24 protein-coding genes are annotated in these 26190 nt (G+C 52.1%); 12 read left to right on the top strand and 12 right to left on the bottom strand.

Annotated elements, in window-relative coordinates:
• Positions 1–82: 82 nt before the first annotated feature.
• The 5 genes from AR333_RS03750 to AR333_RS03730 all read left to right on the top strand — a co-directional run bounded on the left by AR333_RS03750 (position 83) and on the right by AR333_RS03730 (position 4591).
• On the top strand, positions 83–580 hold the full coding sequence (locus AR333_RS03750; protein ID WP_068773977.1) for a 2,4'-dihydroxyacetophenone dioxygenase family protein: 498 nt from the start codon (positions 83–85) through the stop codon (positions 578–580).
• Positions 581–710: 130 nt separating this feature from the next.
• Positions 711–1502 (top strand): archaetidylserine decarboxylase, encoded by a 792-nt coding sequence (gene asd, locus AR333_RS03745; RefSeq protein WP_068773976.1) that lies wholly within the window; start codon positions 711–713, stop codon positions 1500–1502.
• Positions 1503–1525: 23 nt separating this feature from the next.
• The gene (locus AR333_RS03740; protein WP_068773975.1) at positions 1526–2779 is read left to right on the top strand and encodes an MFS transporter; all 1254 of its coding nucleotides are present in this window, start codon (positions 1526–1528) and stop codon (positions 2777–2779) included.
• 190 nt (positions 2780–2969) lie between these two features.
• Entirely contained in the window at positions 2970–3794 is an 825-nt protein-coding gene (locus tag AR333_RS03735) for an alpha/beta fold hydrolase (RefSeq protein WP_068773974.1), read from the top strand.
• A 113-nt stretch (positions 3795–3907) separates the two neighbouring features.
• Positions 3908–4591 carry a hypothetical protein gene (locus AR333_RS03730; RefSeq protein WP_068773973.1) on the top strand — a complete coding sequence of 228 codons (684 nt, stop codon included), beginning with the start codon at positions 3908–3910 and terminating at the stop codon, positions 4589–4591.
• Here AR333_RS03730 and AR333_RS03725 read toward each other — a convergent pair.
• Entirely contained in the window at positions 4566–5858 is a 1293-nt protein-coding gene (locus AR333_RS03725; RefSeq protein ID WP_253735781.1) for an enolase C-terminal domain-like protein, read from the bottom strand. The genes AR333_RS03730 and AR333_RS03725 overlap by 26 nt on opposite strands.
• A gap of 234 nt (positions 5859–6092) precedes the next feature.
• Between AR333_RS03725 and AR333_RS03720 the strand changes: the two genes are divergently transcribed.
• Positions 6093–6257 carry a hypothetical protein gene (locus AR333_RS03720; protein WP_156430823.1) on the top strand — a complete coding sequence of 55 codons (165 nt, stop codon included), beginning with the start codon at positions 6093–6095 and terminating at the stop codon, positions 6255–6257.
• Positions 6258–6277: 20 nt separating this feature from the next.
• Here the strand turns inward: AR333_RS03720 and AR333_RS03715 are convergent, their stop codons facing one another.
• The 3 genes from AR333_RS03715 to AR333_RS03705 all read right to left on the bottom strand — a co-directional run bounded on the left by AR333_RS03715 (position 6278) and on the right by AR333_RS03705 (position 9883).
• Positions 6278–6757 carry a GAF domain-containing protein gene (locus tag AR333_RS03715; RefSeq protein WP_068773971.1) on the bottom strand — a complete coding sequence of 160 codons (480 nt, stop codon included), beginning with the start codon at positions 6755–6757 and terminating at the stop codon, positions 6278–6280.
• 42 nt (positions 6758–6799) lie between these two features.
• A complete protein-coding gene (locus tag AR333_RS03710) occupies positions 6800–8269 on the bottom strand; it encodes an NAD-dependent malic enzyme (protein WP_068773970.1) in 1470 nt (489 codons plus the stop codon).
• A gap of 69 nt (positions 8270–8338) precedes the next feature.
• Entirely contained in the window at positions 8339–9883 is a 1545-nt protein-coding gene (locus AR333_RS03705) for a PLP-dependent aminotransferase family protein (protein ID WP_084783561.1), read from the bottom strand.
• A gap of 423 nt (positions 9884–10306) precedes the next feature.
• Here AR333_RS03705 and AR333_RS03700 point away from each other — a divergent pair, with 423 nt between their 5' ends.
• The 3 genes from AR333_RS03700 to AR333_RS03690 all read left to right on the top strand — a co-directional run bounded on the left by AR333_RS03700 (position 10307) and on the right by AR333_RS03690 (position 14304).
• Entirely contained in the window at positions 10307–12436 is a 2130-nt protein-coding gene (locus AR333_RS03700) for a PrsW family glutamic-type intramembrane protease (RefSeq protein ID WP_068773969.1), read from the top strand.
• 96 nt (positions 12437–12532) lie between these two features.
• Complete coding sequence (locus tag AR333_RS03695) at positions 12533–12859, top strand: hypothetical protein (protein WP_068773968.1); 327 nt, start codon at positions 12533–12535, stop codon at positions 12857–12859.
• A 137-nt stretch (positions 12860–12996) separates the two neighbouring features.
• The gene (locus AR333_RS03690; protein ID WP_068773967.1) at positions 12997–14304 is read left to right on the top strand and encodes an aminotransferase class I/II-fold pyridoxal phosphate-dependent enzyme; all 1308 of its coding nucleotides are present in this window, start codon (positions 12997–12999) and stop codon (positions 14302–14304) included.
• Positions 14305–14485: 181 nt separating this feature from the next.
• Here the strand turns inward: AR333_RS03690 and AR333_RS03685 are convergent, their stop codons facing one another.
• Complete coding sequence (locus tag AR333_RS03685) at positions 14486–15280, bottom strand: metallophosphoesterase (RefSeq protein ID WP_253735704.1); 795 nt, start codon at positions 15278–15280, stop codon at positions 14486–14488.
• 330 nt (positions 15281–15610) lie between these two features.
• Between AR333_RS03685 and AR333_RS03680 the strand changes: the two genes are divergently transcribed.
• Positions 15611–16126 carry a DUF5317 domain-containing protein gene (locus AR333_RS03680; RefSeq protein ID WP_068773966.1) on the top strand — a complete coding sequence of 172 codons (516 nt, stop codon included), beginning with the start codon at positions 15611–15613 and terminating at the stop codon, positions 16124–16126.
• The gene (locus AR333_RS03675) at positions 16116–18125 is read left to right on the top strand and encodes a bifunctional diguanylate cyclase/phosphodiesterase (protein WP_068773965.1); all 2010 of its coding nucleotides are present in this window, start codon (positions 16116–16118) and stop codon (positions 18123–18125) included. The genes AR333_RS03680 and AR333_RS03675 overlap by 11 nt, the downstream gene beginning before the upstream one ends.
• Positions 18126–18369: 244 nt before the next feature.
• Here AR333_RS03675 and AR333_RS03670 read toward each other — a convergent pair whose 3' ends face one another.
• The 5 genes from AR333_RS03670 to AR333_RS03650 all read right to left on the bottom strand — a co-directional run bounded on the left by AR333_RS03670 (position 18370) and on the right by AR333_RS03650 (position 23923).
• Positions 18370–19605 (bottom strand): S-layer homology domain-containing protein, encoded by a 1236-nt coding sequence (locus tag AR333_RS03670; RefSeq protein ID WP_068773964.1) that lies wholly within the window; start codon positions 19603–19605, stop codon positions 18370–18372.
• Positions 19606–19796: 191 nt separating this feature from the next.
• Positions 19797–20345 carry a hypothetical protein gene (locus AR333_RS03665; RefSeq protein ID WP_068773963.1) on the bottom strand — a complete coding sequence of 183 codons (549 nt, stop codon included), beginning with the start codon at positions 20343–20345 and terminating at the stop codon, positions 19797–19799.
• A gap of 132 nt (positions 20346–20477) precedes the next feature.
• Positions 20478–22040 carry a DEAD/DEAH box helicase gene (locus AR333_RS03660; RefSeq protein ID WP_068773962.1) on the bottom strand — a complete coding sequence of 521 codons (1563 nt, stop codon included), beginning with the start codon at positions 22038–22040 and terminating at the stop codon, positions 20478–20480.
• A gap of 151 nt (positions 22041–22191) precedes the next feature.
• Positions 22192–22782, bottom strand: a complete 591-nt coding sequence (locus AR333_RS03655) for an RNA polymerase sigma factor (protein WP_068773961.1) — start codon at positions 22780–22782, stop codon at positions 22192–22194.
• Between the two features lie 268 nt (positions 22783–23050).
• Complete coding sequence (locus AR333_RS03650; RefSeq protein WP_068773960.1) at positions 23051–23923, bottom strand: S9 family peptidase; 873 nt, start codon at positions 23921–23923, stop codon at positions 23051–23053.
• A gap of 298 nt (positions 23924–24221) precedes the next feature.
• Between AR333_RS03650 and AR333_RS03645 the strand changes: the two genes are divergently transcribed.
• The gene (locus AR333_RS03645; RefSeq protein ID WP_068773959.1) at positions 24222–24467 is read left to right on the top strand and encodes a YkuS family protein; all 246 of its coding nucleotides are present in this window, start codon (positions 24222–24224) and stop codon (positions 24465–24467) included.
• A 92-nt stretch (positions 24468–24559) separates the two neighbouring features.
• Here AR333_RS03645 and AR333_RS03640 read toward each other — a convergent pair whose 3' ends face one another.
• Together AR333_RS03640 and AR333_RS03635 are read right to left on the bottom strand one after the other, a co-directional pair.
• Entirely contained in the window at positions 24560–25336 is a 777-nt protein-coding gene (locus AR333_RS03640) for an SDR family oxidoreductase (RefSeq protein WP_068773958.1), read from the bottom strand.
• Between the two features lie 223 nt (positions 25337–25559).
• The gene (locus AR333_RS03635) at positions 25560–26018 is read right to left on the bottom strand and encodes a chemotaxis protein CheX (protein WP_068773957.1); all 459 of its coding nucleotides are present in this window, start codon (positions 26016–26018) and stop codon (positions 25560–25562) included.
• Positions 26019–26190: the final 172 nt, after the last annotated feature.

The following is a 26190-nucleotide window of genomic DNA, read 5'->3' as shown; positions in this document are numbered from 1 at the left end:
CAAAAGGTGAACAAAGGGAAATTTCGATGAGATTACGAATATTAACTATAACTCCACCAACATAGGAATGAAGGTGCTCATAATGAATAGTCTTATTGAAGAATCGGTGATACAACTTGCTGAAAAATTTCAGCTGCCGGAACGAATTGTTAACATCGAAGAACTGCCCTGGGTTCCGTTCACGGAGAATCATTCCTGTTATTTCAAACCGCTGCGTTTTGATCTCAGCACAGGAACATGGATTTACTTATTCAAAATTAAGAGTCATCAGGTTTTGGGCAGACATAGACACACTGGCGGATCGGTGATCGGGTATAATATTCACGGTAATTGGAGGTATGAAGGGCGTGAATGGGTGGCTGCTCCAGGCACCTTTATATTTGAGCCGCCTGGCGACATTCATACCTTGATAACAGAAGACGAAGAAGTGGTGACTCTTTTTATATTAGCGGGTTCGCTTCAGTATTTTGATGAGAACAATCAAATTATCGGACAAGATGATATTTATACCGTACTAAAGAAGTATAGAGATTTTTGTGAGTTACACGGGATTCAAATAAGAGATGATCTTATTTATTAGCCGCTAAAACCGGCATTTCCGGCTCCATCCTGGCCTAAAACAGCGGTTTCCGCAATTGTCAAAACGTTTATTCTATGGCAAGATAAAGCGAAGAGAACGATCAACCATAGATAGGAGCACTTGAATTAGCATGAAACCATTGTTTCGACTTCTAACGGAACTCTCATCCCGCAAATGGATCTCCCGGATGACTGGTTCGTTTTCCAAATCCGCTGCCAGCCGTCCGCTCATTCCCTGGTTTGCCAGGACTTACGGTATTCCGGTCGAAGACGCAGAGAAGGCTATCGCGGAATACGCTACCCTTAATGAATTTTTCACCCGTCGCCTGAAACCGGGGCTGCGATTGATCGAACCTGATCCGAGCGCGCTTGTCAGTCCGGTCGATGCCGTTATCACCGGTATGGGACCGGTAGATTCGGGCCAGATGCTTCAAGTGAAGGGGCAGGACTACACGATTGAGGAGCTGCTCAACCGTTCACCGCGCACCATCAACTATGACAGAGGATTTTTCTTCGTGCTCTACTTGAGCCCGACCGACTATCACCGGATTCACTCACCGATTACAGGTGAGGTTCTCGAGAAAGAACACGTTCCCGGCAAAGTATATCCGGTTAACGAATTCGGGCTGCGCCATATGAAACGCGTTCTCAGCCGCAATGAGCGCCTCATCACCGTCATGGAACATGACGCCGGAGAAGTTGCCGTCGTGAAGGTTGGAGCCATGAACGTAAGCAGCATCCAATACGTAGATGCGCTTCCTTCTATCCTGAAAGCCGGCGATGATCTTGCCTACTTCGAATTCGGCTCCACAGTCGTGCTCGTCACGGAGAACGATATCCTGACTCCGCGTACCGATCTCACTGTCGGAAGCAAAGTACGGATGGGAGAACGTCTGGGTACACTGAAGCGTCCGGGTCACTAAGATTTGAAAGGAGTGCCGTCCCTATGTCAATCCCTGGGGCTGTTAAAACCGGCACTGTAAGGCCCTCAGCAGGAGTACCAGTGTCCAATCCGACCGTATACCGGGTGCTGTTCGCCATTAGCCTGGTCCATTTATTCAATGACTCGATTCAGTCGGTCATTCCCGCTATTTATCCGATTCTCAAAGAAAGCATGCAGCTCAATTATTCGCAGATCGGCTGGATCTCGTTCTACTTTAACTTGACGGCATCGATTATGCAGCCGGTAATCGGCATCTATACAGACCGGAAGCCCAAGCCGTACATGCTTCCTCTGGGCATGGCCGCCACGTTCCTCGGCATGCTCCTGCTCGCATACGCGCCGTCCTACGGCTTCGTTCTGCTCGCCGTATCGCTGGTCGGCCTCGGCTCGGCCGCGTTCCATCCGCAGGGCTCCAAGGTCGCGCATCTGGCTGCCGGTTCACGCAAAGGACTCGCCCAGTCGATCTTCCAGGTCGGCGGCAACGCCGGCCAGTCGCTGGCTCCGCTGCTGACCAAGTGGATCTTCATCCCGCTCGGCCAGTTCGGCGCGATCTGGTTCACGCTCGTTGCAGGCGCCGCCATGCTCGTGCAGACCTACATCGCCTTCTGGTACCGGGGTCTGCTCGCAGCAGGCGCCACTACCGCCAAGAAGACCGTCCAGCGCACAATGGACCCGACCAAGCGGAAGCAGATCGTCTCCGCTATTATTGTCCTTGTGTTCCTGGTCTTCGTCCGTTCCTGGTATTCCGCTGCCATGACCAGCTATTACGCGTTCTATTTGCGCGATGTGGTCGGCACCACACTGGAGCAAGCGCAAATCTATATTTTCTTATTCCTTGCAGCTGGAGCACTCGGCACATTCTTCGGCGGTCCGCTTGCAGACCGGTTCGGCCAGAAAACGATCATTCTCGGCTCCATGCTGGGAGGCGCACCGTTAGCTGTACTAATCCCTTATGTAAGCTTGGAATGGGCAGCCATACTGCTGCCGCTGATCGGATTCATCGCCTTCTCCAGTTTCTCCGTCACGGTGGTGTACGCCCAGACCCTCATACCCGGCAAAGTCGGCATGGTCTCCGGACTTATTACCGGATTCGCCTTCGGTATGGGCGGCTTAGGCGCACTCGTGCTGGGCAGTCTGATTGACGTCTACGGCATCAGCCTCATTATGAAGCTCTCCGGCTACCTGCTCATTCTGGGCATTCTGACGCTGCTGCTCCCATCGGACCGCAAACTCAAGGAATGGTCGTCTGAAATCTAGATCCAGCCTTTGCATTACGTATCAGTAAGACCAGACAAGCCGGCACGATTCTCCTGTGCCGGCTTGTTTTGTTGTATGCAAAAATCACCATTGTTCCTCCAGCCGTACCCCCATCCCGGATATATTGTCCAACCTCTTCCTCATACACTAATCTAATCCGAATCTTACTATCTTAAGGGAGGGTTCATGAATGGGGTTTTATATACCGGTGGAACGGGGCGTTAATATTTATGTCGAAGATTTGAATCCGGGCGGGGCGCAGACCGCTTTGTTCATTCACGGGTGGCCGGTCAATCATCAGATGTATGAGTATCAGTTCAATCAGCTCCCCAAAGCGGGAATACGCTGCGTTGCCATCGACCTTCGCGGTTTCGGCAAATCCGACAAACCTTGGGAGGGCTATTCTTACAATCGGCTTGCAGACGATCTGCGAATAGTGATTGACGCCCTCCAGCTGGACAAAATCACGCTGATCGGATTTTCTGTAGGAGGAGCGATCGCCATCCGGTATATGGCCAAACACGCGGGACACCGGATTGAGAGGCTTGCTCTGCTTGGAGCGGCCGCCCCTTCTTTTACACAAAAGCCCGGCTTTCCCCACGGCATGAACCCGGATGAAGTAAACCTGCTTATTCAGGCCTCTTATACGGATCGTCCGCAAATGATCAAGGACTTCGGGAGCCGTTTCTTTGCACGCTACATATCTGTGCCTCTAGAGAACTGGTTCCATAGTCTGGGCCTTGAGGCATCCGGCCATGCAACGGCTATGGTAGCAGCTTCGCTGCGTGATGAAGACCTGCGGCAGGACTTATCCAAGATTACAGTTCCAACCATTATTTTACACGGCCTGCAGGATCAGATCTGTCCTTTTCCTCTAGCGGAGGCTACCCGGGCCGGGATCAGAAATTCTCAGCTCATTCCTTTCCAGTACAGCGGTCATGGCTTGTTTTACTGTGAGGTTGGCAAGGTTAACAAGGAACTGATCCGATTTATTACGATGCAATCAGGAAAATAATAATTTTCCATTATATAGGAACTTTCCGGATGTTTTAGGATTCCGTTCTCATTGTCAAACCTCGTCCTGCCTGATATACTTCATAGACAACTTTCAAGGACGGGGTGTCTTACGTGATCAGAATCGGTTGTTTTCATGCCCATTATTCCAACATTGAATACATTGATAAAGCGCTCAGCTCTTTTAATGTAGAGCTGGTCCATTTCGTAGATCCGGGACTGGACCGGATTAAACAGGATGCCGACTTCTCCGAAGAATTAATTCAGGACAAAATAAAGGCAGCCTTGGATTGGATCTCCCGCTGCCATGTGGATGCTATTTTAATTACGTGTACGTTTTTTACATCGCATTTGCCTGAATCTCTTCCTTACGGGATTCCTGTGATTAAGATCGATGATCCATTGTTCCACAAAATGTGCCAGCTTGACCGGCCGACGACACTTGTATTTACCAACCCGGATACAGTCGAGGGGACGATGCGCCAGCTGACTGCCTATGCGGATAAAGCAGGCAAAGAAATCAGCGTCAAACCCGTTCTTCTCGAGAACACCTTCCAGCTCCTTATGCAGGGCAAGAAGAACGATTATATTGATACGGTTGCACGGGGACTCACTCACATGCTCGAGGAGAATCCGCGTCAGCTGGTATTTACCGCCCAGTTATCCATGGTGCCGGCAGCACAGCGCGCTTCCAAAGATCAGGATTTCTTTATCGGCAATCATCTCGATTCCTTATCTTCCTACCTCAAAGAAGTCCTCAATCTCACGCCTGTCAACGCTTCTCGTAATACCCGCTAAGTTCAAAGACCCCACCGCTTCTCTTATAAAAGGCTTCATCCAGCAGGAACCGGCCGCTATCGGGGATTGTCCAGACAGCGCCGGCAGCTGGATGATAGCTCTCCAGGCGGTCCCATCCGCTGTAGTTCTGCCGGCCGTTCGATTCCATGAGACTGTGGCTCATACCCGGCAAAGGCTGCAGATGCGCAGCAAGCACGCGCGTCCATTCTACCAGCAGCGGGCTAGCCGTCAAATCGGCGCAGAAGCAGGGTACTCCGCGCTCAGATGCAAGCGCTGCCACCTGAATGCTGAGGCTCATTGACTTGGCAGCCGGTTTCAGGGCGATCGCTCCGTATCCGAGGTCCATATAGTGCCGTGCGTCCTCTTCGGACTGGATGCTTTCATCGGCTGCTATACACGCCGGCACATCATCCACCGTTATTTCCCCGCCGCTCAGGAACGGCTCTTCGACCAGCACAACCTTCGGCAGCGAACCGCTGCGTTCCGAATCCTCCAACAGCCGCAGCAGATCATCCTTAGCTTCGTAACGACCGTTAAGGTCGAGATAATAGCGGATAGGCTCCGGCATGTGTGCACGGTCCTCCAGGGAAGTAACCAGCTTGTGGATATGACGGAAACGCTGCATGTCCCAGTTCAGCATATCTTCACTGCCGGACGACCCTTCCGGTGCCGATCCCAGCTTGATCTTAAGCACGGAATATCCGTCCATGAGCAACTCCGTGATTTCCTCGTCACTCGTACCGTAAGCAACTACAGGGACGGTCATGACAGCCGGGGCATCCGGCTTAAGGATGGACGTGCAGGACTCAGGCAGCAGATCAACGAAGCGGGAAGTCCCCTTCTCACGCGCGTACAGCACCCAGGCTGCGAAATCAATCGCTGCAAGCGCATTCAAAACAAAGGTCGGACGAACGGATTCGAACCCTTTATCAGCGAACCAGGTATCCGCTCTCAGCGAGCGAAGCTGCCCGAACAAATCGACCGGATGCTCAAACGTGACCCCTTCCAGACGGGAAGCTGCTTCCTGAGTCCACTCCATCATCAGCCTGTTGGCATCCTGCTCACCCAGAGTCGCCATCAAACGGGTATCGGACCAGAGCGGACTTTGAACACCAACCCCAGTCCCCCTGTATCCTCTGTCGCCTTGCAGCTTAACGATAGGCTGCCAAAGCTCGGTTAACTGTCCCCCCTTGAAACCAAACGGATGAAGCAGCGGTTCCCTGTCCATCTGTACATTTACACCTGTAATAGTAGGCAATCTGTGCACCTCATTTTCCAATCCTGATTCCCGGATATTAGTTCCACCGGTACCCATATCTTAGGAATCCATCATCCGATTTGTCAACAGCCCGCGATTTATCGTAACTTTATAGACAAAGGAACGTATCTTTATCCACACAACCAAAGAGCTAAGATGTGTGCAGCTCACTGCAAGCAAAAGTATTTTCTGCTTGGAAGATTCGCTCTGCTTTTCACCGATCTTTCGGGAGGAACAAGCATCATGAATATGCCGGAGGTATATATGCGCAAGACAGAAGTGATCGGAGGGTTGGTCGATCATAAGCTGCTGCTTAGGAAGTATTTGATTAGTCCAGTTCCTGAAGCCCTCTGGTCCAAACCTTCTTCGTCCGCCCCTCATATGAACAAAAAAACCTCCGCACCTTAAAGCGCGAAGGTTTAATAATCTTACAGCTGAGCGGTCAGCTCCGCAACGAATCGTTCCAGCATGCTGCGGTCCACGGAATCGAACCTGGCCAGCTGAGGGCTGTCGATGTCAAGAACACCGAGCAGCTCATCGTCCTTAACGATCGGCACGACGATCTCTGACCGGGAAGCGGCATCACAAGCAATATGGCCCGGGAACTGCTCCACGTCTTCGATCACCAGCGTCTCGCGCCGCTCTGCAGCCGTTCCGCATACGCCTCTGCCAAGCGGGATGCGGACGCAGGCCGGCAGGCCCTGGAAGGGCCCGAGCACGAGCTGCTCCCCTTCCAGCAAATAAAAACCAACCCAATTTATATCGTGGAGAAATTGGCCGAGCAGCGCCGAAGCGTTCGCCAAGTTCGCAATGCGGCTCGTCTCTCCGTCAATTAGTGCTTTCAACTGCGCGATGACCAGATGATACTGCTCTTCGCGGGTTCCTTCATAAGAAGCGGTTTGAAACAAGAGGATCGCCTGCTTTCGGATGAACTTTGAATCTGGTGCTAATTATAGCATACCCGATCCCCCGCCGGCCGGCTTCTCTCCATTCTCTTCTTCGCCGCGGATATCGGCGCTTTTACGGCGGGCGACTCCCGTCTCGAAAGCAGCCGCTATTACGGCTTCACGTACTTTCTTGGCTACGTGCGTATTGAATACGCTCGGTATTATATAGAATTCGTTCAGTTCGTCATCCGAAACGACCGAAGCAATCGCTTTGGCCGCAGCCAGCTTCATCTGCTCATTCACCCGCGACGCACGGCAGTCCAGCAATCCGCGGAAGAGACCCGGGAAGCAGAGTACGTTATTGATCTGGTTCGGATAGTCGGAACGGCCCGTCGCCATTACTCTTACGTATGGCTCTGCTTCCTCGGGAGAGATTTCCGGCGTAGGGTTCGCCATAGCAAAGACGATCGGATCTGCAGCCATGCTGCGGATATCGTCCACTTTCAGGACACCCGGACCGGACAGCCCGATGAAGATATCCGCATTCACGATAACTTCGGAGAGCTTACCTTTCTCCCCATGAGGATTCGTGTGCCCGGCATACCAGTTCCACGGCTCGTAAGGATACTCTTCTCCGCGGACCAGGGCTCCTGCCCGATCCACGCCGATCACATTCTTCACCCCGGCCGCAAGGAGAATCTTGGTGCAGGCTATACCTGCGGCTCCGATGCCGCACACGACCACCTTGCAATCCTCCAGCTTCTTCCCGGCAACTTTGACCGCGTTCAGGATTCCGGCGAGCAGGACGACCGCCGTGCCATGCTGATCATCATGGAAAACCGGAATATCGAGTTCTTCAATTAACCTTTGTTCAATTTCAAAGCAGCGAGGAGACGAGATATCTTCCAAATTGATACCGCCGAACCCCGGTGCAATCGCTTTCACAATAGAGATGATTTCTTCCGTATCCTGTGTGTTGAGACAGATCGGAAAAGCATCCACCCCAGCCAATTGCTTGAATAGCATAGCTTTACCTTCCATAACCGGCATAGCAGCTTCCGGTCCGATATTCCCCAGACCCAGCACTGCTGTTCCATCCGATACAACCGCTACCGTATTTCTTTTGATGGTGAGCGAGTAAGCCTTGGAAGGATCTTCATGAATAGCCATGCAAACATTTGCGACACCAGGTGTGTACACACGGGACAGATCATCGCGGTTTTTGATCGGTATTTTGGGAGTGGTCTCGATTTTACCGCCCAGATGCAGCAGGAATGTCTGATCGGACACGTTAACTACTTTCACACCGTCCAGCGCGTTCAACGCTTTGATGATAGCGTCGTGCTGAGTCTGATCGCTTACATTAACGGTTACGTCCCGGACCGTAGTCGTCTTCGTGGACCGGTTTACGTCGATTGCCACCACATCTCCGCCTGCATCGCCTATCGTGGTTGCAATTTGCCCAAAATTCGTACGTTCTTTGACGATTTCAAGACGCAAAATAATACTGGTGCCTCCAATAAAACCTGCCATAATCGTATCACTCCTACGGAAGTTTCTTTTAGCCTAACCATCATCGACAAGACCCTGAGAGGCCTGTCTCTATTTCTCATCATAGCATAATTTAGACGAGATTCCTTCCGGTGTACCTTTCTGTTCATAAAAATTACGGAGCACTTCGGCCATCAAAGCCGTCCCTCTGCTAATTTCTGCGGCACTCAAATGGCTGAAGCCCAGACAGGCCGCAGCTCCGGAACCATTGCCGAGATAGGGCGCCGCATCTCGCCAGATCACACCCCGACGCCCGCACTCCGCCATAAAGGCTGCGTAGTCAGAAGGGGCGCCCTTCCACCATCCGAATATGTGGATACCCGCCTCGTTGGGCAGCCACTCGAACGCAGCCGACAATGGCTCCAGCTCTAAGCGGAGCTGTGCCGCTTTGGCTCCGTAGATCCGCTGCATTCGCCGCAAATGCCTTTCATAGGAGCCGCTGTTCATGAAAGCCGCCAGTGCGCGCTGCTCCAGAAGAGCTGCCGGATGAGGCTCATACAGCTTCTTGGCCACTCTGAAGGGCTCTGCCAGCCAGTGCGGCAGCACCACGTAGCCGAGACGGAGCCCGTCGTACATCGTCCGCGAGAACGTGCCGATGAAGACGACACGGTCCTCCCGGTCGAGCGCCTTCAGCGGCTCGATCGGCCGCCCCGCGTAGCGGAACTCGGTGTCATAATCATCTTCGATGATGATGCCACCGCGCTTGCCCGCCCAGCGCAGCAGCTCCTGCCTGCGCGCCAGCGGCAGCTGGACCCCGGTCGGGAACTGCCGGCCGGGGGTGACGAACAACAGCCGGGCTTCCCATGGCTGCGGTACAATCCCCTGTTCGTCGATAACGGCATCGACGGGCACCCCTCCCACGGCTGCCGCGGCCCGCCGCGCTCCGCCGTACCCGGGCGATTCCACGATGACGGGATCGCCCGGGTTCACAAGCAGCTGCATCGTCAGCGCGATCGCCTGCATCGAGCCGTTCACGATCGCGATGCGGTCCGGATCGGCATCGATGCTGCGGGAGCGCCGCAGATGCAGCGAAACCGCCGCGCGCAGCGCAGGATCGCCCAGCGGGTCCTGCAGAGGCCTGCTCGTGTAATCGCTGCTGCGCACCTGCTCGTGCAGGCAGCGGTTCCACGCCTGCCGCGGGAAGGCAGCCGCGTCCGCGCCCGCCAGCTCGAACTCGATGCGCTCTGCGGGAGCAGCACCCGTCTCTTGCAGGCTAGCGCCGACTGGTGCACCTGCATCGCCTGCATGCGCCTTTACCGGCTCACGAATCGCCTCGGCCAGCTTACTTCCCCAAACAGACAGTTCTACCTTATTATTAGAAATAGAAGGAGTTTTGCCCGGTCCACTCCGGTAAGCAACATACGTGCCTTTTCCCGGGACCGCTTCTACAAATCCTTCCGACATTAACATTTCATACACTTGCGTTACCAGTCCCCGGGATACTCCATAGGTGCTTGCGGCCTCTCGGCTGGAGGGCAGTTTGGTCCCGTAAGTGAGCTTCCCCTCAATCATACTGTCCCGGAGCGCATGATAAAGGGCTTCATTTTTATAAGAAAACTGTTGTGCATCCGGGTTAAATGGAATTAAAATTTTCACAGAAACCTCCAATGTCCCGTACATTCCTGTCTGCAGGAACCGTTGTATCTCCTCATTGCCTGTTCTTACCTTCTCACAGCTTCCAGCCAGAAATCAACGCTGAATTGCCAAAGACCATGCATATGCCTTATACTGTGGTCTGATTTGGGGTTCTGAGTACGAATCCTTATAAAGAACAGCCAAGGCTCCCGGCTCACATAAGCTTGATTCGATCAGGTCTGCTCGCGGGTAAACAGATACGACCGTCTGCCTGGCTTACTTCTTCTTAGTTACCGGGTGGCGGTTTCTGTTTGGAAACGGCTGCAAAGAAAGGAAATACGTCTGATGATTTTCTCTGGGTTACGGTTTAAAATACGATCGGCTGCGGACAGAATCCTTCTCTTATGGAGAAAGAGCGTCACAAAATCTCCGCGTCTTATACAAATGTATTCGCTGTTTGCCTGGGTCGCGCTTGCCGCTTTCATTCTCTCTTTCTTTTTAATGAAGGAGAGCCGGCTCATACTTTTCCAGGCACTCGCCGCATTCTACGTCATTTGGCAGCTATGGATCTTAGCCCGTTCCAAAACACTCAGCTGGGGCGCCTACGCAGGATTCCTGCTTATAGGAGCATGGATTATTGCCCCGCTGAACACGATGCTCGTCTCCGTCATCTTCGTGCCGCTGGATGCGGCTGCATTCGCCAGATGGAATGCAGCGCTCGTTGCACCGATTACGGAGGAGATGATGAAGCTGTCTCCGCTTCTGTTGTTCCTGTGGATTTCCCGCAGAGCCACGTCTTTAAGTCTGACCGATTATGCACTGATCGGCGGAGCAACCGGGGCTGGTTTTCAGTGGGTCGAGGAAACCTTGATGAGACTGCAAGCCAATGCCGGACTGCTTAATCAGGATGAAGCTTCCGGCGGCTATCTGGTCTGGAAGATCCTTCGCTTTCTTCCTTCCGCCGATCAGGAGCTTGCCCTGTCCTGGGCCGGACACGCGGCAGCTACAGCGCTATGCGCACTGGGCATCGGTTTCGCCGTCCGGTTACGCCGGACCATCGGCTCATCGGCTTATGCGCTTCCCGTATTTCTGCTGCTATGGGCCATTGCCGATCACGCCGTACATAACGGCAGTCAGACTATATGGCTGAATGGACTGCATACGACACTCGGCAGCGGGTCTTCCATGAAAATCCTGTTCGTGCTGATGTTTATTGCCGCAATTATCCGGGATTATTATGATCTCAACCGTGTCCGAAACGGCCTGACGCTGCTTCCTGATGAGACGCGTCTGAAGCCGTCCGGTGAAATTTACCGATCTGCGAAGGCATTTCTTGACGGGCCTGAACGTTATATCAGTCTGATTCATTTCTACCGGACCCGCCGCAGGTTAGCTTTCACCCTGCTCTATGGCCAAAAAGAAGCCAAAAGGCGCCTCGGGGAGCTTCAAGACCGGATGAATACTCTGCAGTCCCTCGCTTCTGTCACCGGGGTCATCCTCTTAGGTACGGTTAGTCTTACAGCGGCTGGAATGGCATTCTTGGAAGCGGCAGCCGCCGGATCGGGCGCTTCAGGAACAGCTTGTGTGTCCTGTCTGCAAAGCGCAGGCTCCATCTGGTGGGACAGTCAGTCAGGATGGGCCAAGTTAGCCTTCTTCTTCGGCGCGTTCATCCTATCCTGCTCCTTCTTCCCTTTCTGGAGTACGGCTGGAAGAGCATTCGCAGGAGGAAGGGCAACTTCTATTAAGAGCACCGGGGCTGCGGAAGGCGCTTCTTTTTCACTTTCCGGCGGGCTTGACTACTTGCTGAATCATTCCCCTGCACATGCAGCCGCCCTGGCTCTTAAGCAAGGAATGAAACGGCTCCAGCAGTCTCTTCATCGTGATGAGACTGCGGGTACAGCATCTTCCATGAGCAGTGAATTCGAAAAGGATCAGAGAGATGAAACGGAGGAACCTCAGGAAGAGGGGGGAACCCCTCCGACTAAAGAAAAAGAGAACGCATCGCCCGCTCCTGAACATGTTCTCCGTTTCACAACGGATCTTACCCGCAGTCATGTCCATGATGGCGGAATCACGCCTCCTGACTCCGCCTCCCCTTTCCGGGGGAAATGGAATTTTCAAGGCCTGCACAACTGGGCGGAGCTGATTCACGTGCTGGAACGTGACAGCTACACGCTTCTTACAGTAGAAGAATTACCGGAGAACGGAATCCGCAAGGTAGCGGTCCAGAGGACCGCGGATAACCCCCTGACGGGCGAAATTTTCTCTTCCGTCACCTACAGCAAAACGATCTATCCCAAGCATTACACCTCTGCTGAGATTGATCTGCTTGGTGAACGCGCCCTTAACAAATCTATTCTGGGCAATCGGCTGGAAGCCTTAACCGATCCCAAGGGTCAACTTCTCACCTATCTCTTCCGGGAAGAAGTTGTCGGACCGGACGGCAAGATCATCGGCGTTGCAGGCAGAGTTCAGCCGGATGCGCAGGGAAATCTGGCGGCTATTCATTCTCACTGCCCGTACAACCATCGTAAATCCGTGTCGTTCAGGGAAATCTCCAGTACGGATTACTAATGGCCGCTTCGGCTGCACGATAGCTGGGCGCCCAATCAATAAGCTTGTAGCTTACAGTAATCAGCTGTGCCCGTGCTAATGGAAAGGAGTGCAAGGATGGAAACGAACATAGAGCTGCTTCGTCATCTTGCTCAAATCCACCGCCCCATTGATCCAGAAGCGGATGAAATGTGGCATTATATGATCCTCAACATGGAAGAGGATGCTCTGGACCCTGACGCTCTCCGCTCTGTAGCTGATGCTATGGAGCGCGAGTCTAACCGCGGAATCGGCTTTCGCGAGATCCAGTTTGAGCGCGTTACCGAACATCCCGAACTGATCGAGATGGAATACTACGAAGTGAATCTGGTCTGCTCACGGGAATCGCTTGCTGCGCATATCCGTAAAGTTCTTCTGCTCTACGATGCAGCAATGGAGTCCTGACCGATCTTCATTTCCGCATTTCCCCGCTGCCTGTAATCAGGCAGCGTTTTTTTTAATTAACGAAGTGACGCAATCGGGCTATCAGTGCTATAATAGTTGCTAAAAGAAATTCCAAAACCCCGGAAGGATGGAACGGAATGAATCCCCTTGCTAAGCAGTTAAATGAAACGATCGAGAAAGAAAATCCCTATGTGTACGCTATGCTGTCTTCACTAGGCAAGCAGATCTATTTCCCTAAAGTAGGCATTCTGAGCCAATCGGCCGAAGCCAAAGCCAAAGCCGGGAAATACAACGCGACAATCGGCACCGCAATTGAGAACGGCCAGCCCATGCACTTGAAGGTTATTCAGGACACGCTGTCCGCGTATGATCCCAAAGACATTTATGAATATGCGCCCCCAGCCGGCAAACCGGCTTTGCGTACCGCTTGGCGCAGCAAAATGATAGATGAAAACCCTTCGCTCGCCGGTAAAACATTCGGTGTGCCGATTGTGACCAATGCGCTGACACACGGTCTGAGCATCGCCGCCGACCTGTTCGTAGACGCTGGCGACAGTGTCATCATCCCGGATAAGAACTGGGAGAATTACGAGCTGACTTTCGGAATCCGCCGCGGCGCCGAAATGGTCTATTACCCGCTCTACAACGAGGAAGGTACCTTCAACGCCGACGGTCTCCGCGCGGCTCTCTTTGCCCAGCAGGGCAAAGGCAAAGCGTTTGTCGTGCTGAACTTCCCGAACAATCCGACGGGCTACACACCGAACCAGCAAGAAGGCAATGAGATCGTGTCTGCCATCCGCGAAGCGGCAGAAGCAGGCATCAACGTGGTCGTCGTAACGGACGATGCGTATTTCGGCTTATTCTTCGAGGATTCCCTGCAGGAATCTCTGTTCGGCCAGCTTTCCGATCTGCATGAGCGGGTGCTCGCTGTCAAAGTCGACGGCGCTACCAAAGAAGAGTATGTCTGGGGCTTCCGCGTCGGCTTCATCACTTATGCAGGTAAGAATGAAGCAATCCTGAGCGCTCTGGAGCAGAAGACGATGGGCATTATCCGTGCTGCCATCTCCTCCTGCTCGCACCCTGCTCAAACCTTCGTTCTGCGTGCACTGAACTCACCTGAGTTCCATGAGCAGAAGATGGAGAAATTCGAGATCATGAAGGGCCGCGCCAATAAAGTCAAAGCTGTACTCGACAGCGGCAGGTTCGACGAGTCTTGGGGCTACTACCCGTTCAATTCCGGCTACTTCATGTGCCTGAAGCTCAAGACCGTTCATGCGGAAGACCTCCGTCAGCGCCTGCTTGAGGCTTACGGCGTCGGCACGATTGCGCTGAGCGATACAGACCTGCGCGTAGCGTTCTCCTGTATCGAGGAAGAGAATATCGAAGATTTGTTTAACCTGATTCACCAAGGCGTGGAAGATTTGGAGAAAGCCGCGGTTAAATAAACAGCTCATCATACAAGGAGCACGTCCTCTGGTTTTCATACCAGAGGACGTGCTCCTGCTCTTTTACTAGTGGGATAAGTATAACGTGCCTTTCTATCTCTATCTCTATCTACTATGAATAGAAACAAATTTGCGGCATCCTGCCTTCTCTTATTGCAAGACCCTCCGCCGTCCTATTGACCTACAATTCATGTACGTTCACTTCACTGCAGATCAGAAAACGGGCATTGGGCCCCGCCTGGCCGATTCCACGGGAGATATAGAACATTCCGCCCGCTCCTGTATGAAGTCCCTTGTAAATGCCGCTGGCAGCCAGCGGGCCTTTATCGATAAACCGGAACAGAAAAGGGATATTAAACTGCATCCCATGGAAATGCCCCGCCATCAAATACGTGTACTTGCGTTTCATGGCAAGAACCAGATTCGGATCGTGCGTCAGTACCACAACGGGTTTCGTCCGGTCTGTTACGTGCCTGAAGGCTTTGGATACCCTGCTTTTGTTGCTGTCATAATCATCAATGCCGACGATATAGAAGCTTCCGGTATTCACCGATTCGTTGCAGAGCACGCGGATCCCTGCTTGCTCCAGAATCTCCACAAGTTCCTGGAGCTCTTCCCTGCGCAGCCGGTGATCGTGGTTGCCCAGCACGGCAAAAGCCGGAATGCCATGTGATCCGATAGCCTCCGCATAGCGTCGTACCTTGTTCAAATGCATGGATTTTCTCGTGAAATCGCCCGTCAGAACCAGGTAATCCGGCTGTTCTTCATGAATGACCCTGGAAATTCTACCCGGGCGAATCCGGAGCTTCTCCACATGAAGATCACTAATTTGAAGCACCTTAATTCCCAGATGCTGATTACAACGAATACGCTCTACTTTGAGCCACTGGGTAGGAAAAATCAGGAGGAAATAAATTACGGCGGCGGTTAAAAGGAACCCTGCATATACATAGATCATTTCCGTCATCCTGTTCATAAAGGGGATTCCTTCACCATAGAACACGTTCACGCAAACGTCAACTATGAAGCGGCTGTCGGCATTAATAAAGCCTTGTCCAGACACAGGAATGCCATCCCCGCCTGCCTTGTACATTTAACTATTCGCGGCTATAATGGAAGAACATAATGGTAGTTTATACCTACTTGATAGAGGGAAGGAGGATGTAGAGATGAAACGTTGGGTTTTTGCTATCATAACGGTTGCGGCATTGGTATACTCATCTGGATTGGCCTACCCATGGGGTCCATGAGTCACTAAGAGGAGCGAGGCTGAGCCTGGTTCCTTTTTTTATTTTTGGAGGATACTATGATTACTTTCATCTTGTTGGCCGTCATTCTGACGGTCTCGCTGCGGAGAAACCCTCTTACCCTTATTGAAAATGTCAGCTTTAAATGGCCTTACCTGCTGCTGGGAAGCTTCGCCGCCCAACTGTTGATTTTCTTCGTCACAACGCAGACAAACCGGACTTACCCCTACTTGACCGAAATCGCCATCGGTGCTGCCGTTCTGTTTCTATGGTTGAACCGGCGCATTCCGGGGGTCGCTTTTATTTTCATTGGTGCCCTGTGGAACTTGACAGCACTTGTGATTCACGGCGGCCTCATGCCTGTGTCAGAGTCTGCACTTCAAATGGCGGGCTTATCCGGGCTACCTGAACTTGAACCGCGGCATCAGCTCATGTCTACCTCTTCTTTTGGATGGATGGGCGATTGGATTCCTTTCATCCGCAGAGTATTCAGCATCGGAGATCTCTGGATTGGAGCCGGCATTATCTGGTTCCTGGCCGGTAATTCGTTAAAGAGGGAAAAGAATGAAGGATAAAAACACCTATACTTCCCTGCTCGCAGTTGTCGGGGTCGCTGCGCTCGTCCTGGCGGCTGTTTTTATAGCAGAAGGAGCCTATGACCTGAAAATCCTGCTGCCGGTCGCCTTTATGGTCATCGCCTTCGAGCTTATGCCGATCAAGATGCCCAGCGGCGCTTATTACAGCGGAGTCACCATCGGCTTTACCATCGCGCTGTTCAAAATGGGTTTATGCGCCGGTTCCTTCTTTATTACACTGAACACGGCTACCTTTTTTGTTATGCAGACAAGGCCTTTTCTGAAAATCCGCTGGTTCCGTTTTTTCACGACGCTTGGGATGTATTTCATCAGTTTGCTCGCCGCTTGGGGAGTAATTACCCTGACGGAGCGTGTCCCGCTGCTGGTCTCTATCATTGGTGCATTCCTGGCCTTCGAGGGCGTCAATCTGCTGCTGCGTACCGGCATTATCCGGTCGATCACACAGGCTCCCGTTCCTGCCGGCAAAATGATTTATGAAGCAAGGAGCCTTCAGCTCGGGATTATCATTGCATCCATTGTGCTTTATAAAATGCTGCTGCAGACCACTTATGAACTTTTTATCGTTGAACTCGTATTCACCGTCGTCGCGATTAAAATCATCCATTATTTTGTAGCCGGTTACGTCAAGCAAATTGACATCATCGAAGAGAGCAATCAGCGTTACAAAAGGATGGCCTATTATGATTCGGTAACCGGACTGCCCAACCGCGCGCTTTTCAACGAACGGCTGACAGACCACATTAACGAGGCAGAGCTTAACAACTCCAAGGTCGGACTTCTATTCCTCGATTTGGACCAGTTTAAAACGATTAATGACACCATGGGCCACTTAAGCGGGGACGTACTGCTCACTCAGGTTGCAGACAGATTACGGACCTGCATCGATGAAAGATATACCGTATCCAGGCTGGGGGGCGATGAATTTACGATAATCATTCAGGATATTGAAGAATCGGAGGCATGCATTCAAGCGGCTGAAACGATTCTGAAAGCCCTGAAGAAGAGGTTCTTGTTAAATGGAAAAGAAACCTTTATGACCCCGAGCATCGGAATCAGTTTGTACCCTGATCACGGAACTGACGCGGAGCAGCTGCTCAAAAATGCAGATACCGCTATGTATAAAGCCAAAGAATTCGGCGGAAACACCTATACCGTTTTCGTCCCTGACCATCAGGAAGCTGTCGAGAAAAAGCTGGTTTTACAGAGAAACCTGCGCACTGCGCTGGAACGGGACGAATTCTATCTACTGTATCAGCCTCAACTGGACCTTAAAAGCGGTACCGTGCAAGGGATTGAAGCTCTAATCCGCTGGAACAATGAAGAACTTGGCGAGGTTGCGCCTGCTGAATTTATCCCGCTTGCAGAAGGAAGCCGGCTCATTCTATCAATCGGAGAATGGGTTCTCCGTACCGCATGCGCCCAGAATAGGGCCTGGCAGGAGGAAGGATTTCCTCCTGTTAACATCTCTGTGAATTTGTCCTCTGTTCAATTCCAGAGCGAAGAACTGCCGGTAACGATCCAGCGCATTCTTCAGGAAACCGCACTGGATCCTAAGTGGGTCACGCTTGAAATCACCGAGAGCCTGCTCCTGCAGAGCAGATCGCGTACCATGCGGATGTTAAATGAGCTGAAAGCGACGGGAGTCAGCATTGCTATCGACGATTTCGGAGTGGGATATTCTTCTCTGAGCTATTTGAAGGATTATCCCTTTGACTGTCTTAAGATCGACAAATCGTTTATTCAGCACATGAACGAAGAACAGGGAGACGAGCTGATTGTCCGCACGGTCATCGGTTTGGCACACGGTCTGAATATGACGGTTATTGCGGAAGGAGTCGAGAGCGAAGAACAGCTCCACTACCTTCATCAGCAGAGCTGTGACAGCATTCAAGGCTTTCTGATCAGCAAACCGATTTCTCCCGATCAGCTCAGTAAACAATTATGGGTGGATCAGTCACTGGGCCGCAAGCTGCATTGACCGGTGCACTCAAGTCATTAATCCTCTCTATAAACTAAACCCATACCTTGAATAAGGTATAAGCAGACAGAGAAGCCCTCCCGGATACTAATCATCCGGGAGGGCTTCTCTGTGCTTCTTGCCGGGTTACTCAACCTGGCTTATCAGCTGTACCAACCTGATCAATACAATGAGGACCCCGGCAGTACATGCGCAGCTGCGGCTTTAAGAGATGAAGCCCGCTGCCTGTTCCCATGGGGATCGTTTACTTGATAACGATAGATTGGACGGTTTTGTCTTTGCCTTTCAGTTCAACCACGGTTGGCGGAACCAGCTTGTTGACATCACCTTGGATGGAGACGTTCGAGGCCACCTGATAAGTGGATTTCTGAACGGATCCATTCACATTCGTTGTGACCGTAATCGTCGCAATCCGCCCTTCTTTATTCAGGGTCATCGAATCGAAGAATCCGGTTGTAAGCAGCGTTCGGTCGGCCTCAGCCGCTTTGGTCACCTCAATGAATACAACCGTATTGTTATACGAGCGCAGCTTAACCGTATCGCCATTCTGCAGCGCAGAGGCGTTTACTTTGGATCCGTTGCGGTATACAAAAGCGTCGGGATGAAGCACATACGTCTTCAGCGTCCCGTTCTGGTCAAGGACCAGCGTGTTCTGGCTTACCGTTCCCGCTACTTTACCGACAGCGGTGTTCGGGTCCTTGTCAGGAATCTGAGTATCCGTACGGTCCAGAAGTGCGGCAAGCTGAGCGCGCGTTACAGGTGTGTTCGGACGGAATGTGTTGTCTTCGAATCCGTCAATCAGCCCTTTCTCGACAGCAACGGCCACATAACCGACGGCTCCTGCCGGGATCTGCTTCGCATCTTTGAAAGAGAGCTTCGTGTTTACTTTGGCTTTGGCTTCTGCATCAAGCTTCATAGCCTTGACGAGCAGAATCGTTGCCCAGAGGCGGTCGGCAGGCTTCGATGGCTGAACCATATCGTCACTTTCGGTAAACAAATCGTTCTCCAGTGCAACCGATACATATCCTACTGCCCAGCCGGGAATTTTATCCGCATCCTTGAAATTCAGCTTAGTATTCTTCTCTTGATCGGATTCCGCCTGATCACGCAGCCCCATTAAACGAACGGCTGCTGTAATCGCCTCAATGCGGGTGATCGTATTGCGCGGCTTGAATGAACCGTCTTCATAGCCTTCAAATACACGCTTGGAAGCCAGGCTGGCTATATATTTGAGCGCCCATTCCACGTCGCTTCCCTTTAGGTCGTCGAAGTCCAGCTTGAGATCGTCGTCATCATGCTTATCCCCGCGCTTCTCCTCTTTCCAGTCTTTGCTGCGGTCCTTATCTTTCTCTCTATTTTCATGTCTCTCATGTCCGTTGTCACGATCTTTCCCATCGGCAAATGCTGCCGAGCCTCCTCCAAGCGCAACCGCCAGTACAAGCGTCGATGCAATCGTTTGTTTCAACTTCAACTTTTTCATCCGCAAAACACTCCTTTGTTGTTAGTAGACCCGGGTCCTGGCCTGGACCGGAAGAACCGTTTAACGCTTCGCGAAGTTGTTCGGTTTATACTATAGCAATTCTGCCGGGAGCTTCAATTTGGGGGGGTCAAGAGGACATGCTTGGTAAAAATAAGCAATCCCTCCCTTTTTTCGCATAAAAAAGTCTCACTCTACAAAAGAGTGAGACCGATAATGACATAAGCCGGATCAAACCGGACACCGCTAATATGAACGGCCCGGGGCAAATAAGATTCGAGCGGAAGATCTATCGGGGATACGGTAACAAGACTTAACGGCACGTCGATATCACGTATCTTGGTGCCCGTATGGGTTACACGAAGCTGGCTTCCCGTCCAATCCAGCTTAAACAGCATCGCAGCTCCAACCGGAACCCGGTCCTTCCACACCAAATTAACATTGGCTGTCAGGTCCTGCCCGTTCAAGCGGAATTCCGCGCCTGTTATCTTAACATCAGGATTCGGAAGCGTCGCTTCTGCAATTCCTTTCTTGCCGAGTTGATTAATTTCATATTCGGACAGCCGAACCTCCGGCTTTTTGGTTCGCAGCAGGTCAATCGCCTGACTTTCGAGCGATATTTCCTTGTAATTCAAATTAAGCGGCTGCTGCGGCTTTATATACGTAAGCAGCCCCCAGCCCGCCAGCGCGAGCAATAAGGCCAGAATCAGCAGGGTAATCACGGTCCGCCGGATAACTTTCATAGTAACCCTCCTTGGAGTATGGAGTCTGCTAGCTTTACTTACCCCCAGTAAAGGAAATCAAAAAGCCGGTTCTTCATGAACCGGCTGTTGTCTGGTCTAGGATGTGTTTACCGGTTTGCAGCGGCAAACAAGTCAGCCTTCGCTGCCTTCTTCCTGCTGCTTTGCTTTCAGCCACTTAGGTGCGCCCTTGTTCTTGCGCTCCTTCGCAGTCTCCGGCTTCCGTCCGCCAGCCTTCCTGGACGGCTGCTGCACGTTAGACGGCGCCCCAGGCTTGTCCTGGCGGCGGCGTTGCGCTCCTCCGCTTCCAGCAGCCGTACCCGCGCCGCGCCCTGCGCCGCTGCGGCTCTCACCGGCGCGCTCGGAAGCGCCGCCAGCGCGCCCCCCGCCTGTGCGGGCCGCTCCGCGGCCTGCTTCACTGCTGCCGCGGAGCGGCCGCTCGCCTTCGGCAGGGCTCCGGCTTCCGGCATCACGCGGGCCGGACGTACGGGCGCCGAAGCCGCCGCTGCGCGGAGCATCCTGGCTCTCGCTGCGGCGGAAACCTCCGCCGCGCGGCGCTTCGCCCGCGTCTACCACCTTGCCCTCATACATCTCCTTCTCATCAATGGAGATGCGGAGCGACTTGCGGAACTTGCTGATGATGAAGCGTTCCTTGGGCGCTACGATCGAAATGACCGTTCCGCTGCGTCCCATCCGCCCGGTACGTCCGGCGCGGTGCAGATAGGATTCCGCATTCAGCGGCATATCCAAGTTAATGACGTGAGTTACCTGGTCAATATCCAGTCCACGTGCCGCTACATCCGTCGCAAGCAGCAGCTGGAACTTGCCGTCGCGGAAAGACTGCATCACATTCGCCCGCTGCTGCTTACCCGCTTCGCCGTACAAGGCATCTACGGACAAGCCGAGATGCTGCAGTTTGGACACGACGTCTGAGACATCTGCGGTTGCGTTGACAAACACCATTGCCTTCGGCGGATTGTACAGACGCACAATTCTTCGCAGCGTATCAATCTTATCCCTCGCTTCGCAATTAAACGACAGATGCTCCAGCGTCGAAGCCGTCCGCTGATCCGGATTAATACGGATTTCAACGGGATCTGTCATCCAGGCATCTGCCGCTTCCGTAATCTCTGACGGAATAGTTGCCGAGAAGAAGAGCGATTGAGTGGAGCGCTGCAGCGCTTTGAAGATCGAATATACTTCCTTCATAGAACCGAGCTCGAACACATGATCCACTTCATCCACGACAAGCGTAGATACTTTATGCACATTTAACTTCCGTGCTTTAATCAGCTCATTGATTCTGCCCGGCGTCCCCACCACAAGATGCGGGGAGCTCTGCTTCAGCTTCTCGAGCTGCCGCGAAAGCGCCGCACCGCCAATCAGAGCCTGGCAGCGGACCCTGCCATCGCCGATCAGATCCTCGGCGACTCTCATGATCTGCATCCCGAGCTCCCGCGTTGGCACGATGATCATCGCCTGTACATGCTTAGCGGCAGGATCTATCTTCTGCAAGATGGGCAGCAGGAATGCCAATGTCTTGCCCGTACCTGTCTGCGACTGCACGATAGCGTCCCGGCCCCCGAGAATAACCGGGATCGATTCGGCCTGCACAGCAGTCGGCTGGCCGATTCCCCGCTCTCCCAATTTCACCGTCCAAGCGGGATCTATCTGCAGCTGTTCAAAAGTGTCGTACATGAAAAACCTCTTTTCTGTTCACCGTTGTTGTTTGTCTTCATTATACGTTACGAAGCGTTCCTGAACAAATTCCTTTCACCCAAACGCCAAAAGGATGGACTCTTACGGCTTAATGAAAGCCTGGCCCATCCCCTTATCCGGGATCAAAATTTCAGTCTCTATCACTTTGAAAATCCCATTCCTCCAGCAGCTTCTGCCGGATCGCTTCCCTCGCCCGGTAAAGACGCTGCCGGATTACACCCTCCGTTACATTCATTTCCTCCGCCATTTCTTTATAGGACATATTCTGAAGCCACTTCATAGCCAGAATCTGCCGATAAGCGGGCGTGAGCTGATTAACGTAATGAATGATCGCTTCCTGCATGAGCTTCAGCTCAACTTCTTTCTCAAGCGGGGTTGCTCCCGTTTCATAGGCCGGGGCGCTTTCGCGGACAGTGAGCGTAATTTCCGAATCGAGTTCATTGCGGTTGCGCTTATGCTTCTGCAAGTAGTTCAGCGTCACATTGCGGGTCAGCTTCTTCAGCCAGCTCTCGTACTTATCGGTTTCTTTAAGCTGCGGAGCTTTGCGGATCGCTCTCAGGAACGACTCCTGAATAATATCTTCCACCAAATTATGATCCTGCAAAATGAAATAAATGGATGGATACACCATGACGTGAAATTCCTTATATATTTTCTCCTGGAGAGCATTATCCAGTTCATAGTAGTTCGATGTAAACAAATGAATCATGTGCTTGGACATGAGACATCCCCCTTATGTAAACCAATATTTCCTAAAACTCATATTAGGCTATCACAAGGGAGTTAACAATATTAAACTGCAAAATAATTGATTATTATCACAGAAAATAATAAAAAACTGCGATTCTGTATGTTTTCTCCACGAAAATGGCTCCAAACGAATATTCAGGAGGAACAAGAACCTTTTAAGGAAGTTGTTTTTTGAAGATTGATTCCTTCTAATAAGAAAATAAAGGAAATTATTTCCCGTATTTATCCACTACTAATTTTTACATTTCCTTACGTTTTTCCTGAATCCACTGAAAAACTTCATCCAGCGCTTTTTCGTCCATTTCTCTCGGGAAACGGTGCTCCAATCCTTCGTAGAATAACTGCGTGTAATCTTTATCCGCCCTTTGGAGTGCATCCGCAAGCTTATGCGCATGCGAAATAAGGACCATCGGGTCCGCAGTGCCGTGCACAATCAGAACCGGAGTATCGATACGATCGGCCCAGCGCGACGGGGAGCGCCTGATGTATTCATCCGCCTGCTTAAGAGGGTGACCCACCACGCGTTTGAGCATACGCCGTAAATCTACCCGCTCCTCGTAGGTGTCATGGAGATCGCTGACCCCGCCCCATACCACGACCGGACCGACATCCTCGCAGTCTCTTGCAGTGAGAAGCGCCATGATCGCGCCGCGTGAAAACCCGATCAGCGCGATCCGCTCCGGTGCCACTTCCGGTAGCTTCCTCAGCATCAGCAGCGCATGGTATACATCATAGCGGTCTTCGCCCGCGAAGTCTTCCCGGCCCTCGCCTCCTTCATTGCCTCGATAGAACGGGGCAAAGACAACATGCCCCCTCCGCGCCATGGAGATCACGCGGCGAATCCGGACCATCCCGACGCCGCGGATTCCTCCCCGGCAATAGATAACGGCAGGAAGCGGCCCCTGCCCTTCAGGAACGGCGAGATAGCCTTTTACACGAAGCCCTTGCGCCGCATAAGTTACGATATAGAGCGACACATTCCGTGCATGGCGGGACAGCAGCTGACGATCCAGCAGTTGTCCGTCTTTGAGCTTGTCCGACTGTGGTGCTGGTGTGTGTGCTGCCGGGGAGAGCGTACTTATTTTTTTGCCGGATTGGATAGAATCAGACATAATGAAATTTGACCTCCTTATACCTCGGGATCGAACCCTAACTTGGCAACTTCTCTTATTTTCATTCCAAAAGGAAATTAATATGAATGCGAAACATCTGTCCACTGCTCTTTGCTGCCCGAACATCAAACCTGGTAAGAGCCTTCCGCATTAACATAAAGCCTGGAAGCCTCCTGCGAATCATAGGAAGCGCGTTGAGTGTGTTACAAGGTCTGTCCAACCACACAGATAACCTGAATAAAATGACCGCGCATCAGCCACAATAAACCGGAAATCCCTAATTAAGGAGCGAAGCACAATGGCTAAAATCGCAGTTGAGGAAAGTTTAACAAGCATTAAACAGGCGCTGGCGGACAACGGGTATGAGGTTACTTCCATCGAACAGTCCCAGGACGCAGCATGTCTGGTGATTTCCGGTCAGGACCAGAACATTATGGGCATCACCGCTGCCACTACCCCCGCTCCCGTCATCAGCGCTCACGGACTAACGGACGAGGAAATCGTACAGGCTGTTAATAAACAGACTGGTCTGCAGAGCTACTGAAGCGGAAAAGGTGTACAGAGGATTCTAAAACCTCTGCCGGATATACAAAAAAAAGCGATTCTCCGGACTTACGGGGAGCCGCTTTTTTATTCTTATTTTTTGTTCAGCAGACGTTGTGCGGACTTGTCCAGCAATCTGGGAAATAACGAGTACAGCTTCGTTCCCAGTCCTGCGATGAAGGGAAGGTCAATCTCCGCCTTGTTCTTCTCAATGGTCCGGACAATAGCTGCCGCAACGCGCTCAGGTTTGAGCATAAACCAGCTCACATTCTTAACATAGGTGCCGCTGGGGTCCGCACGGTCAAAGAACGGCGTATCGATAGGTCCGGGATTAACCGCGCTTATATTCACTCCGCTTCCTGCAAGCTCCTGCCGCAGAGAGTTGGTCATGCCCAAGACGGCATGTTTGGTGGCGGAGTACCCCGATGATTTGGCGGAGCCCATCTTGCCTGCCATAGACGCTATATTCACAATATGACCGGAGCGGGCTTGCAGCATCCCAGGCAGTACGGCTTTGGTGCAGCGGACAATTCCGAAGTAATTCACGTCCATCATCTCTTCGAAGCTTGCCAGAGGTGCATCGGTGAATTTCTCAAACAAGCCGAAACCTGCATTATTTATGAGGATATGGATTTGTCCATACGCCTGCTCCACTTCGGCGAACACACGCCGGACAGCTTCCGCGTCCGTTACATCGAGACTGTATGCCCTGCAGCCGCCTCCCAGCTCCTCCGCCAGCTTTTCCAACTTATCCGTCGAACGGGCCATAAGAACAGGCACAGCTCCGCGCTGTGACAGCAGGCGCGCCGTCTGGGCACCGATGCCGCTTGACGCTCCCGTAATGACGACGACTTTCCCCTGAATGTTCATCCTATCCGCTCCATCCGTAGTTTTTCGTAAATCCAGTATACCTTACCTCTGTAATGCGATTCAAAATGAGGGAGGCCGAACATCCCGGGCGGCATTCCATTTTCTCTTCGGGTAATGAACCGTGCTGACGGTCAACCATTTCCTTCCTTACAAAAAGAAAAAAACGGAGTGCTTCCCCTTGAAGCGTTCCGTTTTGCCTTTTACTAGCCCTCAGACATCGACATCATACGAGGAGCACTTGAATATCCAGTTCGCCGATCCCGTCCATCAATAGAGGAACGGTAAGAGCTTTGGCAGCATCTGTGAGCTGGGGATCAGTGTCCCTGATAACCTTGGGCGGGGTAATATCTACCCGGATCCCCTGGTTGTACAAGATCGTGCTCGCATTGCCGCTGATCATGTTACCGAGTTCGGAGATTGCACTCTGGCCCATCTCGTCCATTTCGGTGAGCACGAACCCTCCCATCATGGCGGACACCATGCGCAAAGCGGTGCTTTCCTCTAATCCAAACCGGATGTCCCCCTGCATTTGACCGGTCATCCCGATATGAATCCATACGTAGCGTTCGATGAAGATAACTTCTTTGACTGACAGTTTGCCGGTAGTCGGACGAACATTCGCGACCTGCTCAATAACGATTAGCGCGGACTCCAAAAAAGGATTGATGTACTCCGCTTTCATGTGTCATTTATCCCCTTTGTTTACGAATTGTAACGAAATGGATACTGGGTGCTTTCCAGGAAAATCAGGAGACATTGTCGATGGCTACGCTCTCCAGATCATCTTCCAGAACCGACCATTTACATGTTTCTACATTATAGCGAAAAAATCCTCCGGCGTATACTTCTTTCGT

This window comes from Paenibacillus sp. FJAT-26967 (assembly GCF_001541095.1).
Lineage (GTDB): Bacteria > Bacillota > Bacilli > Paenibacillales > NBRC-103111 > Paenibacillus_F.
This window is presented reverse-complemented; position numbering and strand designations above follow the sequence as displayed.